Genomic DNA, 17,646 nt, shown 5'->3' on the forward strand with positions numbered 1-17,646 from the left:
TATTTCCGGGTTTCAACACATTTCCTCGTGCTATCGGACTCAGGCGCAGCTATTCACACAAATATAGCCCAAATACGAGCATATGAATGCCGATAAGAGCTATACAGTCCGAAACTACGGCAAAGTAGCTCAAAAATCAGCAATAGCGACTATACGGTCCGCAACACTCCACCCATCATTCTTAGGCACACTTCTATCGAGAATACATCGCATTTCCTCATACTGTCGGACCCAGGTGCGCTTATTTCCGGGTTTCAACACATTTCCTCGTGCTATCGGACTCAGGCGCAGCTATTCACACAAATATAGCCCAAATACGAGCATATGAATGCCGATAAGAGCTATACAGTCCGAAACTACGGCAAAGTAGCTCAAAAATCAGCAATAGCGACTATACGGTCCGCAACACTCCACCCATCATTCTTAGGCACACTTCTATCGAGAATACATCGCATTTCCTCATACTGTCGGACCCAGGTGCGCTTATTTCCGGGTTTCAACACATTTTCTCGTGCTATCGGACTCAGGTGCAGCTATCCACACAAATATAGTCCAAATATGAGCAAATTCATGCCGATAAGAGCTATACAGTCCGAAACTACGGCAAAGTAGCTCAAAAATCAGCAATAGCGACTATACAGTCCGCAACACTCCATGCATCATTCTTAGGCACACTTCTCTCGGAAATTCATCTCATTCCCTCCTGCTAGCGGACTCATTCTTGAATCCATCGCATTCCCTCCTGCTATCGGACTCAGATGCTCTTATTTCCAGAATTCATCGCATTTACTCAACCTTCGAACTCAGCTCCTTTACTTCGAGGGTTCATGCTCATTTGTACTCCCAACCACACATAAAAAAGCAGCCTCTCAAATGAGAAGCTGCTCCATCACTTTACAACCCTAGTTTGTTTACAACCAATTCACTGCATTCCGCATAATGCGCACTACATTCCGCTCTTCATTCGAATGCCCGCGCCTTTCGCCACAGCCTAATGCCCAGGCGTCTGAACTTTCCCCTCCGCGGAGGCATCCATTTTCTGGCGCCCCATAAAAAAGGAGGCCAGCAAAGCTAACGCAGCAGGAATAACCGCCCAAGCGAAGGTGTTCGCAATGGAAGAGGAAAGTCCCTCCGTAATTTTGCTCAAAATTTCCGGTGGAATCAGTGCTCTAGTCTCAGGCGACAGCAGAGAATGCGGATCTTTAAAATCCATAACCCCAGCAGCCCCCGCAGAAGCAGCTCCTCCTCCATTTGCTGTGAGCAACTTAGTTAGACTGCCCGAGAAATAATGGCTTTGAATAATGCCAAATGTGGTTATTCCGATGGTCATGCCAAGCGAACGAATGAAATTCAGTGTTGCGCTGGCAGAGCCGCGTTGCTGCGCAGTCAGACCATGAATAGCTGCTGTGCTTAACACAGAGAAGGAAGCGCCAATGCCTAATCCGATTAAAATCATATACAAGGTAACCAAGAGACGTGAAGCTTCCGGAGTAAGCGTTGCTACCAGCCCTGTGCCGATCACCAAAAGTACAAACGTAGGAATCAGCAGATTGCGGTAACTGGTTTTTGCCATCAGGAATCCTCCCGTTGTGGCGGTAATTACTGAGCCTACCATCATCGGCAGCAGGACAAGTCCTGAATTGGTAGCCGAACCCCCTAATACACCTTGGATAAAGATCGGGATATATACGGAAGCCACGATAAATGCAGCACCACTAAATAGCGCGCACAGAATGCTGACGGCGTACAGTCTTTTTTTGAATAACGCAAAGGAAATGATCGGCTCTTTCGCTCTCGTCTCTACAAAAAGGAACACTGCCGCCAATATAGCAAAAGCTGCAAATAAGCCGAGGATCATCGATGAGCCCCAAGCGTACTCTTTTCCACCCAGCTCCAACGCAAACATTAAGCAGATGACAGAGCCCAGCAGTGTGCCCGCACCCAGCCAATCAATAGGTTGTTTGGAATGCTCATGTGACTCTTTATAAAAGAAAACGACCATCACAAAAGCCAACAGTCCAAGCGGTAAGTTAATATAAAATATCCACTGCCAAGCAATATGATCGGTGATATACGCGCCTAGCAATGGACCAAAAATACTCGATAATCCAAATACCGCACCAAATGCACCGCCCAGCTTGCCCCGTGTCTCCAGCGGTACGGCGTCGAACATTATGGCAAAAGCAATCGGCACTAGCGCACCGCCTCCAATTCCCTGAATCGCCCGATAAGCAGCCAGCTGAGTAATCGTATCTGCCGTCCCGCAAAGCGCTGAACCCGCCATAAATACAATAATCCCAAAAACAAAAAACTTTTTACGCCCATACATATCAGACAGCTTGCCAAAGATAGGCATCCCCGCCATCTCAGCTACGAGATAAGCTGATGTTACCCAGACAAATTTGTCCATACCGCCTAGTTCTCCAACAATATTGCCCATTGCTGTAGCAACGATGGTGCTGTCCATGGAGGCCATCAGTATTCCTAACAGCAGACCTGCGATTACAATGCCCAGATTGGGCGCTTTGGCAGCACTCATTTATTCCACTCCCCATTGTCAAAAGATCTATAACTATGTGTTACAGCTTTACTTGATGCCTCACTATTGCATTCTTGTGAATCTCCAAAGCACTACGGTATTCCACAGTATCAATCTCACAGTCCACACCGATGATTACCCGATCTCCTCTGACAATATTTGCTTTTGTATTATTCAGCTCTATCGTATCGCCTTCAATGAGCCCAGCCTCAAAAAGCACTTTAGGATTCTGCTTCATCAAATGCAGGAATTTTCCGGTCTTGCTTTTTTTGATCGTTAAAGCACTGCCTCCAACCTCTTTCGCTATACTTAGACCATATAAATTGATCTCCAGTTGCTCCGCACTTAGCAGTCCTGCCACATTGAGAGCGCCCGAAATACGCAGATGTTCACCTTCACAATCACCATTAACCTCCAAATTACCGTTAAGATGAATATCGTCGATTTTTACGGAGGCTGCTTTAATTTCCCCCTGACCCCGCAAGGAATCCCCTTCAAGATTACCCATAAGTGTCATCTCACCGGTTATTTTCATTTTGGTCATTAGCAGGTTTCCATCTACCCTTGCATTTCCAGTCAGGCTCAACTTCTCACAATCTACATCCCCTGCAAAATGACCTTCCCCAGTAACCTTAATATCCCGAAAAAAGCCTCCCGCTGAGGTCGTTGTGCCCATTATTTTCAAATTACTCCGAATTGTTTCTTCAGTCACCGATCTTCTCCACCTTTCCAACCTTTGCTTCAGGATGTACTGTGATCTGATCACGATACTCTATCCGCTCAACAGTACAGCCTGGACCTACAATCACAATATTGCCCCTGATAACATCAGCCGTTGTATATTCCAAATCAATAAAATCTCCTTCAATAGTCCGAGCCCGCAGCTCCGATCTTAATTTAGGGATGATTCCACTTAACATTTTGCTCCAGACTCCACTATTCGTTTGCCGGATCAGTAGACTCTCCACACCAATTTCATGCGCCTTTCCCTGCCCTTGCAGTTTGAAGTCTACATGTCCTGCACTAAGTAAACCTCCGACACTAAAGCTTCCTTCCCCCGCAAAATCCTCAAGCTCACAATCACCCTTGATATTCAGCATTCCATGAAGTGTGCAGCTTTCTCCCCGAATGCTCTCCCCGACAGTAATCATTCCGTCCACTTTTAGGGAGTTAAAACGCAAATGGCCCAGCACTTTCATCGTTCCATTGCATTCCGCTTCTTCCGCCGAGAGATCATTCTTCAAATTCATATGCCCGTTTCCTTTAAAAATTCGCGTCACGATGGGTCCCGTTAATTTGCCTACACCATCGATTCGCACGCTGTTATAAGTACCTCCTGCCCCCCCGCTGACTCCGTTTATAATCAGATCCGGCAGCTCTCGTTTGTCCATTACACTAACCCCCTATTCAACAAGCTTAAAAGCAAGCTTACCTTTCAATTGTTCTATAACATCAGCACTGAGTATTTTACTGACCAGCTTTACCCCTTCATCGAACCATAACTCTGCTGGTGCCTGAGCCAGAATAAAGGATGACACCCCCATTTTGCGGATAAAAAATAACTCCCAGCTGCCACTCTCAAGATTGGAGGCTTTATCCATTAAGGTTCGAAACAGCAGCTCTGCTTCCTCCATACTCATCTCCCCTGCACTAAGCAGGCGATCTACAGCCAATAAATAAGTGAGTTGATCGAAGCTATATCCATTCTTGACACCGAGCCTCTCTCCAAATTTCCCCAGCGTCATCGACGAAACAATGTTACGTTCTATAATTTCCGCAGCAGATACACTTACTCTGTCAAAAGAAGCTTTATCTGATAGCTTATCAGCCATTTCATCCAAAGAAAGTCCATCTTTCATATTCACAATATTATCGATACGGGACAAAATCATGTCTTTTGGAAAAAAAGTCTCCTGTCCAGTAAACGTAGATTTACGGATAAACCATTCCTCTGGAATCAACTGCTTCCGCTTCCAGCGGTACAATTGCCCATAAGATATACCGGTTAAATCCAATAGCTGCTTCTTTGAGATCAAATCCTCTTCCATGCTTATCACTCCTTGAAGCCATCGTAACATAACACTGTTACGTTGTAAAACCAATAAATTAAACTCCCCTCATACCTACCTACGCTAGTAACCATCGTGTCCTAACGTCTCCCCCAAAGATTTTAAAGCATACCTTAAGAGCAGACCTCCGTCTTGAGAAGGATTTAACGGTCATTCACTATTTTTTCCACAACAAAAGACTGCCCCCGCCGCTATAAATAGCAGCATGGAACAGCCTTCTCTTAGAATGATTTTTACGATCTGCTAATCTTACTGAACAAAAGTATAATGTGCTGAATCATATTGCGGGCCGGATTTTTCGTAAGTGAACCAGTACTCAATACTGCTGCCAGCGCTTAATCCACTCACCGTCTGCTTCCATGTTCCTGAGTTATTAGTCATCCTGTAATTAAGCTGGGAACCCCCGTTAATCTTGTAATGCACATCTACATAAAGGGCACTGGTTACAGGTGTAATATAGATACTCGCCTCTGTAGCAGAAAGTCTCGTTACCCCTGCTGTAAAGTCAGCCGTCACATGATCACCGCCTCCGCTGCCTCCAGTGGGATTAGTAGTAACTGTTGCGGTATTACTAGCGGAGGATAAATTACCTGCTGCATCTGTAGCTTTTACTGTAAACGTATAGGCTGTGCTTGGAGTAAGTCCACTAACAGTAGCTGTAGTTCCCCCCACAGTGGACACCTGCTGTGTTCCACGATAAACAATATAACCTGTAACGCCAACATTATCGGTAGAAGCGGACCAGCTTAAGCTAACTCCTGTATCCGTCTTACTGGTTACCGTTAGATTAGCGGGAGCGGTTGGCGCGGTTGTATCCCCAGTATTACCACCACCCGTCAAATATTGACCTGTGAATGGATTAAACCGGTGCAGGGACATTATTAACCAACCTGTGCTGGAAACACAGTTTTGCTGCGCCATCACCCAATAACTGTTGCTGGACCCTTTCAGCGAGTAGGGAATACCCCCAAGCGAAGCACCGCTTGTGCCTTGTTTTTTAATAATCTCTGTATTAATAGCGTCTGCCTTTGAGGCATTGCCTTGCAGATAATAAGCGAGCGACATGAATGCGCTTCCTTCAAACCATACGTCAGCACCCGTATTGCCAATTTGATTTCCGTTATCGTCATACGCTGGCAATACTTCATCTGTCCAGTCAAAATCATATCCGGTGAGCGTATTCCCAGCATCATTGTAAGTAAGCGTCTGCTTGTAACGCGGATTCGCAAGTGTTCCCGGGGTGCCGGAGGCATTTTCCACATAGGTTAAGCTTGCGCCGTAGTTATGTGTTCCGGATACGCCTAAAGCTAATACTCCCCAAGGATTCACGTCTAAAGGTATTTTGGGGTCGATCAGATTTGTATCGTTTTTCCAGCCCCCCTTGAAACGTTTGACTGTGTCATCCCACACATAATTATCCAGGAAGGTTTTGACTCCAGAAGCCGCACTGTTATAAGTGGCTGCCTTTGAGGAATCCACCGAAGCATAATACTGCAATACCCGGTAAATATCGATATTGTGCTCGGTTGAGCTCCAAGGCTCATCGGAATTACTCCAACCACTCCATCCCCCTGCAATACTGCCATTAGCCTTTTTATACTGTAAACTCCAATCTAGTGCTTTGAGCGCCATTGGACGATACCGTGAATCATTATATTGCTTCTCATAAGCCATAGCAGCCATTGCCATCCATACAACGGGTCCCACATGTTTACGGATTTCTTCTCCGAAGCCGTTGTTATACCAATAAGAATTCAGCCAGAAGCCTGATGGGTCTTGAATGTCCCGCATTTTGTTCAAAACCTGCTCTGCCCGCGTCCGTTCACCCTTTACAATAAAGGCGATAGCTGCAACCGCTTGATCATATGTGTATACAATCTGTTTGGGGTTGTTTGGTCCCCAGAAATCTTCAAAGCTATCTACCAGTCCCTCAAAAGCATACCCCGCTGTTGCATCCTGCTGGGCCTTCAGCCAGATTAAAGCACGATTTGAAGCGTCACTTGCAGCATCTGCATTCGCTTTTCCACCAAAGGGTAGAGCTACCCCAAGCACCAGCAAACTTGTCATTAAGATCGAAAACAGCTTCCTCATCTTCATAACTTTCCTCCTCTTAATCATGATGAACTAGGCAATAAGAGTTCTTTGAAGCATAAAAACTAAAGCGTTTTCAAACAGCAACAACAGGGACTTTTGAATATTTTACCATGGTAATTGTCCTCATTTTCAGGCTTAGAAACCCGTTCGTCAACGATTTTATGTAAATTTTTAACTAAATGAGGCGAAACAACCAAAATTTCCATTTGAGAAATCATACGAAAGACCAGCATCATTTTTATGAATTCATATTTATGAAGACAAAACAAAAAGAGCAGACAGCTCCTTTACAAGGATTCTATCTGCTCTTTACTATTTATCTCTATACTATTCTGCTTTATCTTCGCCAGCAGTTTCAGCTACAGCGGGTTCAGCAGTATCTTCTTCTGTTGGCTCTTGCGCTGCTGGAGGTGAAATACGGACAATCAATGTGTCCTCAGGCGTCAATACTTCCCAGCCTTCATGCTTCGGCAAATCAGATACCAGCAATTGATCACCAATATCTAGTCCACTGATATCCACTTCAAAGGATGCAGCTATTTTATCTGGAAGTGTGCGAATATCCAGCTCATGCAATTCGATTTGTTGCACGCCGCCGCTCTTCACACCTACCGGTTCACCTGTAAAGTGGAACGCTACTTTTGTATCCAATTTGGCCTTCATATCAATCTGCTGAAAATCAATGTGCAGCAGTTGTTTGGAAATTGGCTGACGTTGGATTTCTTGAATAACCACGTTCTTTTTGCCCGAGTCTGGCAATTCCAAAGTAAGAACAGCCCGTGGGTTGCTGGCTAAAATACCTGAAATTGTCTTAGCATCCGCTGTAAAGGACTGGCTATCTGAACCTGCACCGTACACGACTACCGGTACAAAGCCTTTTCTGCGCTGTGAAGAAGTCGAGCCGGATCTTTCTGTCAAACGTACTGTTGTATTCACGATGATTCCTCCTAAGTAGGGATTTTATACTAGACCGATTAGATATGTACGCCTAACCTAACCACTCTCTAATTACCCCATTGACCTGGCTTTGAAACCTCTCACGACTTTTGAGCCCAGGCAAAAATAAGGTCAAATTGTATTATTATACAATTCAACATTAATTATTCATGTCTTAGGAGTAAATCATTGCTATATTTGTGACAACTATTAAACTAAATGACAAGCTACAAAATGGTTACTGCCAACATCACGAAATACCGGGATTTCAGATCTGCAAACCTCTTGCGCAAAGGGACAACGGGTATGGAATTTACAGCCAGAAGGCGGGTTTACCGGACTCGGAATATCTCCCTTAAGTACAATTCTTTCCCTTTTCAGCTTTGGAATAGGAATCGGAACAGCCGACAGCAGCGCTTTGGTATACGGGTGGAGCGGATTCTTAAACAGTTCATCTCTTGAAGCCGTCTCCATCATAGAGCCCAGGTACATGACACCGATTCTTGAACACAAATGCTCCACAACACTCAAGTCATGGGAGATAAACAAATACGTTAACCCTCGACTCTGCTGGAGCTTACTGAATAAATTAATAATCTGTGCTTGGATGGAAACATCCAGTGCTGAAACTGGTTCGTCTGCAATGATCAGCTCAGGATTCAAAACAAGCGCACGGGCGATCCCGATCCGCTGCCGCTGCCCCCCGGAGAATTCATGCGGAAAGCGATCAATATGATAAGAAGATAACCCGCAAGCCGCTAGCGCTTCAAGCACCAGATCTCGCACCTCGGACCTTGAGCATAAACCATGATCCAGTAAAGCTTCACCAATGGCATCACCTATACGAACCCGTGGGTTAAGTGAGCTATAAGGATCTTGGAAGATCAACTGCATTTGGGGTCTAATATTGCGCAATTCAGCGGGCGACAGGGAGTGAATGTCTATCCCTTTGAACTTGATCTCACCTGCCGTTTTATCCGTTAGCCGTAAAATCGTCCGTCCGACTGTACTTTTGCCGCTCCCAGATTCCCCTACAAGCCCAAACGTCTCCCCAGGTTGAAGTGTGATGCTAATATCGTCAACAGCCTTTACATGCCCAACGGTTCGGTTAAGCAGCCCCTTAGTAACAGGGAAATATTTCTTTAAATGATTGACCTCAAGTAGTGCTTCAGGCATGAACAACCGCCTCCTCATACAACCAGCAAGCTACCTTTTGTCTGCTGGCCACCTCTTTAAGCTGGGGCTGCTGGCTGACACATACAGGCATGCAATGCTCACATCGGTCATGAAAATAACAAGAGGGCACCAGCTCAAGCGGATTTGGCACTTGACCTGGTATGGAATACAGCTCATCCTGTCGCTGATTGATTACCGGCTTCGATTTGAGCAGCCCTTTTGTATAGGGATGTTTGGGGTTGTTGAACAATTCAACAACTTCACCCTCCTCCACAATCTTTCCGGAATACATAACAATCACATAATCGGCCATCTCTGCCACTACGCCAAGATCATGGGTGATTAGTAGAATGGACATGCCCGAGCTATCTTTAATTTCACGCAGCATATCCAGAATTTGCGCTTGAATCGTTACATCCAGCGCCGTAGTCGGTTCATCAGCAATCAATAGCTTTGGACTGCAGGCAATGGCAATAGCAATCATAATCCGCTGCAGCATACCTCCACTTAATTCATGCGGGTAACTATCAGCAATTTGCTCTGGTCGTGATATGCCTACCTGCTTAATCAGTTCAATCGCCCGGATGCGCGCCTGTTTCTTGTTCATCTTCAAATGTACAATCAGCGGCTCCATAATTTGCTCACCGATCTTGATTACAGGATTAAGGGAGGACATGGGCTCCTGAAAGATCATCGCGATCTCATTCCCGCGGATGGTCCGCAGTGTGTTTTTGTCCATTTTCAACAAATCTTCACCCTGAAAATCAATTTTCCCTTGGGCTACCTTGCCCCCGGGTTCCTCAACAAGCCCCATGATGGACATCGCGGTCACGCTTTTGCCGCAGCCTGATTCTCCAACGATACATACCGTCTCTCCCTCGCGAACACGGAAGCTTACATCATCAACGGCTTTCACTTTTCCTTCTTCCGTGAAGAAGTATGTACTTAGACCGTCTATATTCATTAAATCACTCATCTGAGGGTCACCTACCTCTTCTGTTTAGGATCAAGCACGTCCCGGAGTCCGTCCCCAAAGATATTGATCGCGATCACTGTCGCAAAAATCGATAACCCTGGTGGAATCCACAGCCACGGCCGATCCTGAAAGTCGATCATATTATTCGCAGCATCAATCATATTGCCCCAGGTTGGAGTTGGCGGCATAACACCTAGTCCAAAAAAGCTAAGAACCGATTCACTCAATATAGCACCACCGATGTTAAGGGTAGCCATAACGATCAGCAACGGAACGATATTCGGCAGCAAATGATTAAATAATTTACGCCGGTCACGGAGGCCTAATACTACCGCCGCCTGCATAAACTCACGTTCACGCAGACTAAGCATTTGCCCCCGTACCATACGTGCCATACCCGGCCAGCTAACAATACTAAGCATCAGCATAACGATATACATCCGATAATCCGTTGGAATCTTCCACTCCGATAATAACGCACCAAAAATAAAGAGCAGTGGCAGACTCGGAACCGTCAACAGAAGATCCGCAATCCGCATTATGATTTGATCAGCAATACCGCGGTAATACCCAGCAATAGCCCCCAGAAGAGCACCGATAAACACCGAAAGAACCATTGATGCTAGTCCCACAGTCAGTGAAATGCGCCCCGCCTGCATTACCCGGGTCAGAATATCTCTGCCCAGTGCATCGGTGCCCAGCCAATGCTTCATATTGGGTGCCTTGTTCATCATGGCCATATTAATTTTGTTATCCGTATAGGGTGAGAACAGCGGACCAATAAAACAAAGCGCAAACATAAAGATCACCACCACAAATCCGGATACCGCCAGCTTGTTCTTCAGCAACCTCCGCATGGATTGCCGGAATAAAGAGGATTTTCCTTTGGTGGTCTGCGGCTTCGCAATCCCAGCTACATTACTTTGAACTGCCACGTCAGCTTCCTCCTCTCTATAGCCGAACTCTAGGATCGGCAATCCGGTACAAAACATCCGAAAGCAACGTTCCTATGACGGTAAGTATGGCAATAAACATCGTAAAGCCCATCAGCAAAGGATAATCCCTTAGTCCGAAGGACTGCATATACAGTTGGCCAATCCCAGGCCAATTGAATATTTTCTCAATAATAAGTGATCCGCCAAATAGTGCCGGAAGCTCAAAACCAACCAGTGTAATTGCGGGCAGCAAGGCATTACGTAAGGCGTGTGTAAAGAGCACCTTGCGTTCTTTCAGGCCTTTGGCGCGTGCCGTACGGATATAATCCTGTTTTAAGACATCGATCATATTACTGCGGAAATAACGGGTGAGCGAACCTAATCCAAGAAGGGTCATAACCACAACCGGAAGGGTCATGTGCGTTACTATCTCCTTAAAGTAAGCCAAACCCGTAGCATTACTACCCGTGGTGATTATTCCACCTGGAGGCAGCCACTTAAGATCGACGGCCAGGATTTTGATCAGGAATAAGCCTATAAAAAATGACGGCAGCGACATTGCTGCGAATATAGCGATCATCACGAGTGTATCGAACCATGAATACTGCTTATAGGCAGAGATGACGCCAATAATGACCGCAATCACCCACGTCAGAAACGTAGATACGGCAGCCAGCAGAAAGGAATTCCAAATATAATCATTAAAAAGCTGCAGCACAGGCTTTTGTTGGGCTAAGGAATACCCGAAATCACCATGCAGCGCATTCTTCATCCAGATCCCATACCGTTCAAGCACAGGCTTGTTTAAGCCGTAGATTTCACGCAGCTCAGCTTTGCGTTCAGCGGTCAATTTAATATTTCCGGTTATGAAGTCACCGGGAGTTGAAGCATACAGACAGAAGATCAATAATGATGCCGCAAATAAGATGATGACCATGTACAACAGTCTTTTCGATAAATAAGCGCTCATGACAGACTCCTTATGATTCGTCCCCTGCCCTTGAATCCAGTCAGGGCAGGGGACACTGGTTTATTTATTTCAGGCTCCAAGTTGGAAGACTGCCAGCAAGACCGATGAACGGGCTGACCGATAGATTCTCAATACGTCCGTTATAGGCGTATACTGTCTTTTTATAACTTGTAAAAATAATAGGCAGTTCATCATTGAAAAGCTGATACAGCTCTTTATATACCGCTTTGCGCGCCTCAATATCAGTAGTGGCCAAGGCTTTGTTGTACAGCTCCAGGAATTTCGGATTGTCATAATCCGTGATTTCTCCATCGAAGAATTGCATGAACCCGTCAGACGGATCAGTCAACATGCTTGTGGAGAAGGATACGAGATCGTAGTCCCCACCTTCTACTTTCGATACCAGTGAGTTAAAGTCTGCGAAAACCTCAGGCTGGAATTCGATACCCAACGCTTCAAAATTCTCTTTAGCTACAGCGATGAAAATATCTGTGTTTTTACTCTTCGAACCGAGGTAATGGATGGACAGCGGTTTGCCATCTTTTTCACGGATACCCCCCGCGCCTACCGTCCAGCCAGCTTCATCGAGTAATTGTTTTGCTTTTTCCGGATCATATTTGTAAGGATTAATACCTTCCTCAGTGTAAGACCAGGAAATCGGCGATGCCGGGATGTTGGCAATAGACCCTGCACCTTGCGCTGCATCCACATAAATACTCTGACGATCCAAACCGTACACAATAGCTTGACGTACAAGCTTATCCTTGAGCTGCTCATGCTTCAGGTTAACTTGCAAGTAACCATAGGTGCTTGGAGTGTAAGGAATAATATTCACAAAACCGAGTGCTTTCAGCTTCTCGATATTCTCGTCTGTCGCACTAAAGGAAGCGTAGTCCACTTCACCAGTTTCTACGAACTGCCATACGTCGCCTTCCGTAGTTTTGTAGATGAAATGCTCCGTCTTTGGTTTACCTTTGAAATAATTTTCATTCGCTACAAAACGAACTTCTTGACCTGGAATAAATTTCTCCAGCTTGTAAGGTCCATCGCCAAGCGGCTTCTCATGCAGCTTTTTAATGTATTCAAGATTTCCAATTTTATAGTCCTTGCCATAGTAAGCTTTCGACAGTACGTTCGAGCCGAGCTGTACCAGCGCTGTTGCGTTTGGTTGCTCAAGGGTTGCTGAGATCGTCTGTGGATCAATTACTTTAATGCCCTCAACTGTAGGGGAAGTACCTTCCTTATAGGCTTTGCCGCCTTTAACATTTAACGATGGAAGCTGGGAGCTACCGTCATACGATTTGTCGTATTGGATCGTCCATGTAAATGCCACATCATCCGCTGTTAACGGTGAACCGTCGCTGAATTTCAAATCTTTTCTCAAGTGGAACGTGTATGTAAGCTGATCATCCGAAACATCCCAGCTCTCCGCAAGCTCCGGCGTTGGAACGCCTTTGTCATCAACAGTTACGAGAGAAGCGTATAGCAGTGAAGAGACATTGCCATCATAACCACTTTGTTGAAAATAAGGAGTGAACGCTCCGCTTGGGTCCGTAAGCCCGACGATAATGGTATCTGTACGTTTCTGGGCCACCGCTGGAAGTTTGGATAAATCCGTGGCAGTAAAAGGTTCGCTTAGAGCACCCGCAGGAACAATCTCTGGTGCAGTGGTTGCTTCCACATTGGTTGAATTGGAGCCTGCAGCCGCATTGTTTGCGGATGAGGATTCGTTAGTACTGTTGTTAGCGCAAGCAGAAAGTAACAGTGACCCCGTAAGCAGTAATGAAGTGATTACAATCGCATTTTTTCTCATGTACCTATCTCCCTTTTCTCTCTGAATAGAATAATAACTATAATTCCTACCCGTTAAGTATGAATAACATCTGATTTTCATTATAGAAAGGTTTTCTAGTTCTGTAAAGAGAGAACTTAAAAAAAATTCTCCATAAACAGAATTGGGTGATAAATAAAACAAATAAAAAAAGCCAAAACCCTCTCTGTAAAAGAGAAGTTCTAGCTTTCAGGCGGTTATATTTTTTCAAAATCATTATTTCAAATACTCGAATAGCTGCTCATTCATCCGATGAATACCTTCGAGACGCAGACTGTATCCGGTGACATTCTCCCCTTCAATATAGGCATGAAGCAAACCTGCACAACGAAGATTAAAAATATGATCATGCACAATCCCCTTCGAGATCCCCGCATGCTTAACAATTTCGGTAAACGTTTTACGGCCACCACTAAGGGCTTGGAGGATTTTTAGCCGGCTTTTTTCACTCAGACTACGGATCGCTCTGTACATAAAAGGGGAGATTTCCTCATTCTCCATCGATATCCACGCCGCATAATGGCAGATCGTTAATTCACCGTAGCAATAAATGATATTAGCAGGCTGAAAATGATACTGTGGAATCAGTACGAGCTTCTTAAGCCCATCCGTAGGCATGAAGTAAAATCCGTTGGTCGTCTTGTTCACGAAATCCGCAGTGTCCAGTCCATTAAGCTCCATGTTCTTGGAATCCGCATGCTGCTGTAGTTTGCTCAAAATCGCAGGATTGCATTGGCTAAAGTACTGGCGGTTCCACTCGGAGAGTAAAAATACTACGCGGTTACGGTAATCCTCCATATGGCTTGGAAATACCTTTACATACTTTGATAAGGTCTCGTATAACTCGCCAACCGATAACCCTTCAATCCAGTTCAACACACTGTCTACATCATCTTTAAATGGACAACAGTAAATGAGCAGATTCAACATTTTCCACTCATTGTTTAGTTCGGTTTCTTTCAGACGGGATAACAGCTCTTCACTGAGCGTGCTTTCAATTTCATTAGCCCACGCTACCCCTAAATCAATCTTCTTATAGGATTTTTTGCAGAGATAAGTATGTAAGCTGTTCAACAATTCATAAATCGATCCAAATTCAACCTCAACCTTGTATTCCACAATGATTCCTCCTGCTAGCGGTTCTTTTCAGTAGTGAGATATTCTCTTAATCTTATTGTATTATCCTGAGAATACGCAAGCTACTCTATAAACGGGAGTGCATAAAAATTCATTAGCTGCTATTTCAGCACCGAATTCTCTGCATTGCACGCTGGTTTAGCTGTCATTTCCGTTAGCGTGGACGCTATCGGACACAACTGAGCTTGTGCTAATGGCGTCTGCTGGGTCCGCAGGCTTCAGCGGGAGATCAGGACTCTGCGCTATCGGACACAATTGACCTTATTCGCAGTATTATCCCCTTTTTTGTGTGCGATCGGACTCCATAGGCGCTATGGGCATTAAAAATGCCTATTTCGCGCCTATTCTAAAGGAATAGCTGCACTGGGGTCCGAAACTTTACTCAAAAGGCTAAATATGTGCTAATAGCGTCTGCTGGGTCCGAGAGGTTCTACGGAGGTTTAGGATTTTGTTCCATCGGTCAGTTGACCTTGTGCAAATAACGTCTATTGGGTCCGTAAGCTCCTGCGGGAGATTAGGATACTCTTCCATCGGACACAGTTGACCTTATTTGCAGTATTATCCTCTTTTCAGCATGCTATCGGACTCCATAGGCGCTATGGGCATAAAATAGGCCTATTTCGTGCCTATTCTAAAGGAATAGCTGCACTGGGGTCCGAAACTTTGCTCAAAAGGCTAAATATGTGCGAATAGCGTCTGCTGGGTCCCTAAGCATCAGTGGGGAATTAAGACTCTGGACCGTAAGCTTCTGCGACGGATTGGGATCCTACGATATTGGACACCTATCGGACACAGTTGACCTTATTCGCAGTATTATCCCATTTTCAGCATGTTATCGGACTCCATAAGCGCTATGGGCATTAAAAATGCCTATTTCGCGCCTATTCCAAAGGAATATCTGCACTGGGGTCCGAAACTTTGCTCAAATGACTAAAAATGTGCAAATAGCGTCTGCTGGGTCCGTAAACATCAGTGGGGAAATCAGGACTCTGGTCCATAAGCATCAGCGGGGGATTAGGACTCTGGTCCGTAAGCTTCTGCGACGGATTGGGATCCTACGATATTGGACACCTATCGGAAACAGTTGACCTTATTCGCAGTATTATCCTCTTTTTTACGTGCGATCGGACTCCATGGGCGCTATTGACACTATAAATGCCTATTTCGTGCCTATTCCAAAGGAATAGCTGCACTGGGGTCCGAAACTTTACTCAAATGACTAAAAATGTGCAAATAGCGTCAATTGGGTCCGTTAGATTCCGCAGAGGATTAGGACAGAGGGTTCGGGGTTCGGGGGTTCCATGGTTCCGGGGTTCCGGGGTTCCGGGGTTCCGGGGGTTCCAGCGTTCCCAGCGTTCCCAGCGTTCCCAGCGTTCCCATCATTCCAGACTTCCAGACTTCCAGACTTCCACCGTTCCCAGCGTTCCCAGCGTTCCCAGCGTTCCCAGCGTTCCCAGCGTTCCCATCATTCCAGACTTCCAGACTTCCAGACTTCCACCGTTCCCAGCTTACCAAAACAAATACTCGAGGTTAGTTAACTCTCACTTGCTCATATTCTGCTATAGCCATGTTGCCCACATGAACAAAAATGCAGTGCAGCGATCCTCGGGTAACAAGGAAAAAAAACATTCAACCCGACGAACAATCAATCTGGTTCGCTCCTCGCTTTTTGCAATTCATGGTAGTAAAATATAGGCAATAACTAATTAGGAGTGAAGCCATAAGATGCAAATTCAAAATGAAAACGGACGTTTTTTTGTTGCTAATGACGGTAAGGACCTTGCCGAAATCACATACAGTTTGGATAAAGAAGCCGGGGAATTAGTCATTGACCACACCCGTGTCTCCGAAGAACTGCGCGGTCAAGGTACTGGACAAGAGCTTGTACGTGCTGTTGTGGACAAGGCTCGGAATGAGAATTTAAAAATTGTACCCGTGTGCTCCTATGCTGCGCATCAATTCGAGAAGCACCCGGAGTACAAAGACGTGCTGAGCGGGAATACTGGCGGGAGAGCTTAAAACCTGCTCCCGTTTCCGCGAAGCTTTTTTAGTAACTATGCGAACTTATAATAGTTCAAATACACTTTAGGGGGAAACGGGTTTGACGACTGCCGACACTTTTAAGAATATTGAGGAATTACAACAACGCTGTGAGCAATATGAAGGAATCTCATTAAAACTGAATTGGGATATGCTCCGCCAGCCATCAAGCGCAGGTGATACGGAATGGCTCGTGACTTATGAGGACGAATTACTGGTCGGTTTCTTGGGACTCTATGGTTTTGGAAGCGATATGGAGGTCTGTGGCATGGTTCGGCCAGGCTACCGTCGACGCGGAATCTTCACCTCTCTGTGGAACCGAGCACAAACCATAATCAAGCGCAATAAAGTCTCTACTCTTCTTCTAAATGCACCCGCCGCTTCTTCATCTGGAACTGCTTTCCTGCAAACCTTGCCTCTGCAGTTCAATCACGCTGAATATCAAATGAAATGGGATGGCAATTCCATGGTGTCATCTGATGTCAGCTCAGCAACAGGGACTGTCGTCTTACGGCCAGCTCGTGAAGAAGAGGCACACATTCTGGTCGAACTGGATTGTGGAGGTTTTGATATGAAGACAGAAGATGCTGCAGAGCAGTATGAGTTGCACAAACAGGAAGGTATGCAAGAGAATATTATGATCGAGATGGACGGCAGGCCTGTTGGGAAGATGCGGGTGTGGACTGAAGATAATGAATCCTGGATCTATGGATTTACAGTCGACAAAAAGCTACGTGGGCTTGGCATTGGCCGCAGCGCCCTTCTTCAGACCATCGAACGAGAGCGCAAAAATTATAATGGTGTAAATCTGGAGGTCGCACTGGATAATCCCAATGCACTTAAGCTGTATGAGAGCTGCGGCTTTGTCATTCAGAATAAACAGGATTATTACCGATATATCGGCTAATCCCCAGACCTATTCTTGAGATTTTAATAAAGCAGT

The 17,646-nt window shown here is 45.4% G+C and carries 14 protein-coding genes; 2 read left to right on the top strand and 12 right to left on the bottom strand.

The window, feature by feature from the left end:
• Positions 1–991: 991 nt before the first annotated feature.
• The 12 genes from NST40_RS20990 to NST40_RS21045 form a co-directional block, all read right to left on the bottom strand.
• On the bottom strand, positions 992–2,539 hold the full coding sequence (locus NST40_RS20990; RefSeq protein WP_076278179.1) for an MDR family MFS transporter: 1,548 nt from the start codon (positions 2,537–2,539) through the stop codon (positions 992–994).
• A 40-nt stretch (positions 2,540–2,579) separates the two neighbouring features.
• Positions 2,580–3,251 carry a hypothetical protein gene (locus tag NST40_RS20995; RefSeq protein ID WP_076220714.1) on the bottom strand — a complete coding sequence of 224 codons (672 nt, stop codon included), beginning with the start codon at positions 3,249–3,251 and terminating at the stop codon, positions 2,580–2,582.
• Positions 3,244–3,930, bottom strand: coding sequence for a hypothetical protein (locus tag NST40_RS21000; protein WP_342409981.1), 687 nt, complete (start codon positions 3,928–3,930; stop codon positions 3,244–3,246). The genes NST40_RS20995 and NST40_RS21000 overlap by 8 nt, the downstream gene beginning before the upstream one ends.
• A gap of 12 nt (positions 3,931–3,942) precedes the next feature.
• Positions 3,943–4,587: a YhbD family protein gene (locus NST40_RS21005; protein WP_076192157.1), complete on the bottom strand. Its 645-nt coding sequence runs from the start codon at positions 4,585–4,587 to the stop codon at positions 3,943–3,945.
• 270 nt (positions 4,588–4,857) lie between these two features.
• The gene (locus tag NST40_RS21010) at positions 4,858–6,705 is read right to left on the bottom strand and encodes a fibronectin type III domain-containing protein (protein ID WP_179089376.1); all 1,848 of its coding nucleotides are present in this window, start codon (positions 6,703–6,705) and stop codon (positions 4,858–4,860) included.
• A 324-nt stretch (positions 6,706–7,029) separates the two neighbouring features.
• On the bottom strand, positions 7,030–7,638 hold the full coding sequence (locus tag NST40_RS21015) for a 50S ribosomal protein L25 (RefSeq protein ID WP_076130800.1): 609 nt from the start codon (positions 7,636–7,638) through the stop codon (positions 7,030–7,032).
• A gap of 210 nt (positions 7,639–7,848) precedes the next feature.
• On the bottom strand, positions 7,849–8,814 hold the full coding sequence (locus NST40_RS21020) for an oligopeptide/dipeptide ABC transporter ATP-binding protein (protein ID WP_036685744.1): 966 nt from the start codon (positions 8,812–8,814) through the stop codon (positions 7,849–7,851).
• Positions 8,807–9,790, bottom strand: a complete 984-nt coding sequence (locus NST40_RS21025) for an ABC transporter ATP-binding protein (RefSeq protein WP_076130798.1) — start codon at positions 9,788–9,790, stop codon at positions 8,807–8,809. Before NST40_RS21025 ends, NST40_RS21020 begins: the two co-directional genes overlap by 8 nt.
• 11 nt (positions 9,791–9,801) lie before the next feature.
• The gene (opp4C, locus tag NST40_RS21030; protein ID WP_036685740.1) at positions 9,802–10,725 is read right to left on the bottom strand and encodes an oligopeptide ABC transporter permease; all 924 of its coding nucleotides are present in this window, start codon (positions 10,723–10,725) and stop codon (positions 9,802–9,804) included.
• Positions 10,726–10,741: 16 nt separating this feature from the next.
• Positions 10,742–11,695 carry an ABC transporter permease gene (locus NST40_RS21035; RefSeq protein WP_076130810.1) on the bottom strand — a complete coding sequence of 318 codons (954 nt, stop codon included), beginning with the start codon at positions 11,693–11,695 and terminating at the stop codon, positions 10,742–10,744.
• Positions 11,696–11,759: 64 nt separating this feature from the next.
• Positions 11,760–13,508 carry an ABC transporter substrate-binding protein gene (locus NST40_RS21040; protein ID WP_076278177.1) on the bottom strand — a complete coding sequence of 583 codons (1,749 nt, stop codon included), beginning with the start codon at positions 13,506–13,508 and terminating at the stop codon, positions 11,760–11,762.
• 234 nt (positions 13,509–13,742) lie between these two features.
• Entirely contained in the window at positions 13,743–14,645 is a 903-nt protein-coding gene (locus NST40_RS21045; RefSeq protein WP_076278176.1) for a winged helix-turn-helix domain-containing protein, read from the bottom strand.
• Positions 14,646–16,388: 1,743 nt separating this feature from the next.
• On the opposite strand from NST40_RS21045, the gene NST40_RS21050 reads away from it, so the two are divergent.
• Complete coding sequence (locus tag NST40_RS21050; protein WP_076134638.1) at positions 16,389–16,682, top strand: GNAT family N-acetyltransferase; 294 nt, start codon at positions 16,389–16,391, stop codon at positions 16,680–16,682.
• An 82-nt stretch (positions 16,683–16,764) separates the two neighbouring features.
• Positions 16,765–17,610, top strand: coding sequence for a GNAT family N-acetyltransferase (locus tag NST40_RS21055; RefSeq protein WP_076127613.1), 846 nt, complete (start codon positions 16,765–16,767; stop codon positions 17,608–17,610).
• The last annotated feature ends 36 nt before the right edge of the window (positions 17,611–17,646 follow it).

Source organism: Paenibacillus sp. FSL R10-2778 (assembly GCF_038593035.1).
Taxonomy (GTDB): Bacteria; Bacillota; Bacilli; order Paenibacillales; family Paenibacillaceae; genus Paenibacillus_AQ; species Paenibacillus_AQ odorifer.

Excerpts from the sequence above, each read along its gene's own strand:
- NST40_RS20990 (WP_076278179.1), bottom strand. The coding sequence starts at position 2,539 with ATGAGTGCTGCCAAAGCGCCCAATCTGGGCATTGTAATCGCAGGTCTG.
- NST40_RS21000 (WP_342409981.1), bottom strand. The coding sequence starts at position 3,930 with ATGGACAAACGAGAGCTGCCGGATCTGATTATAAACGGAGTCAGCGGG.
- NST40_RS21005 (WP_076192157.1), bottom strand. The coding sequence starts at position 4,587 with ATGGAAGAGGATTTGATCTCAAAGAAGCAGCTATTGGATTTAACCGGT.
- NST40_RS21010 (WP_179089376.1), bottom strand. The coding sequence starts at position 6,705 with ATGAAGATGAGGAAGCTGTTTTCGATCTTAATGACAAGTTTGCTGGTG.
- NST40_RS21020 (WP_036685744.1), bottom strand. The coding sequence starts at position 8,814 with ATGCCTGAAGCACTACTTGAGGTCAATCATTTAAAGAAATATTTCCCT.
- NST40_RS21025 (WP_076130798.1), bottom strand. The coding sequence starts at position 9,790 with ATGAGTGATTTAATGAATATAGACGGTCTAAGTACATACTTCTTCACG.
- NST40_RS21035 (WP_076130810.1), bottom strand. The coding sequence starts at position 11,695 with ATGAGCGCTTATTTATCGAAAAGACTGTTGTACATGGTCATCATCTTA.
- NST40_RS21040 (WP_076278177.1), bottom strand. The coding sequence starts at position 13,508 with ATGAGAAAAAATGCGATTGTAATCACTTCATTACTGCTTACGGGGTCA.
- NST40_RS21050 (WP_076134638.1), top strand. The coding sequence starts at position 16,389 with ATGCAAATTCAAAATGAAAACGGACGTTTTTTTGTTGCTAATGACGGT.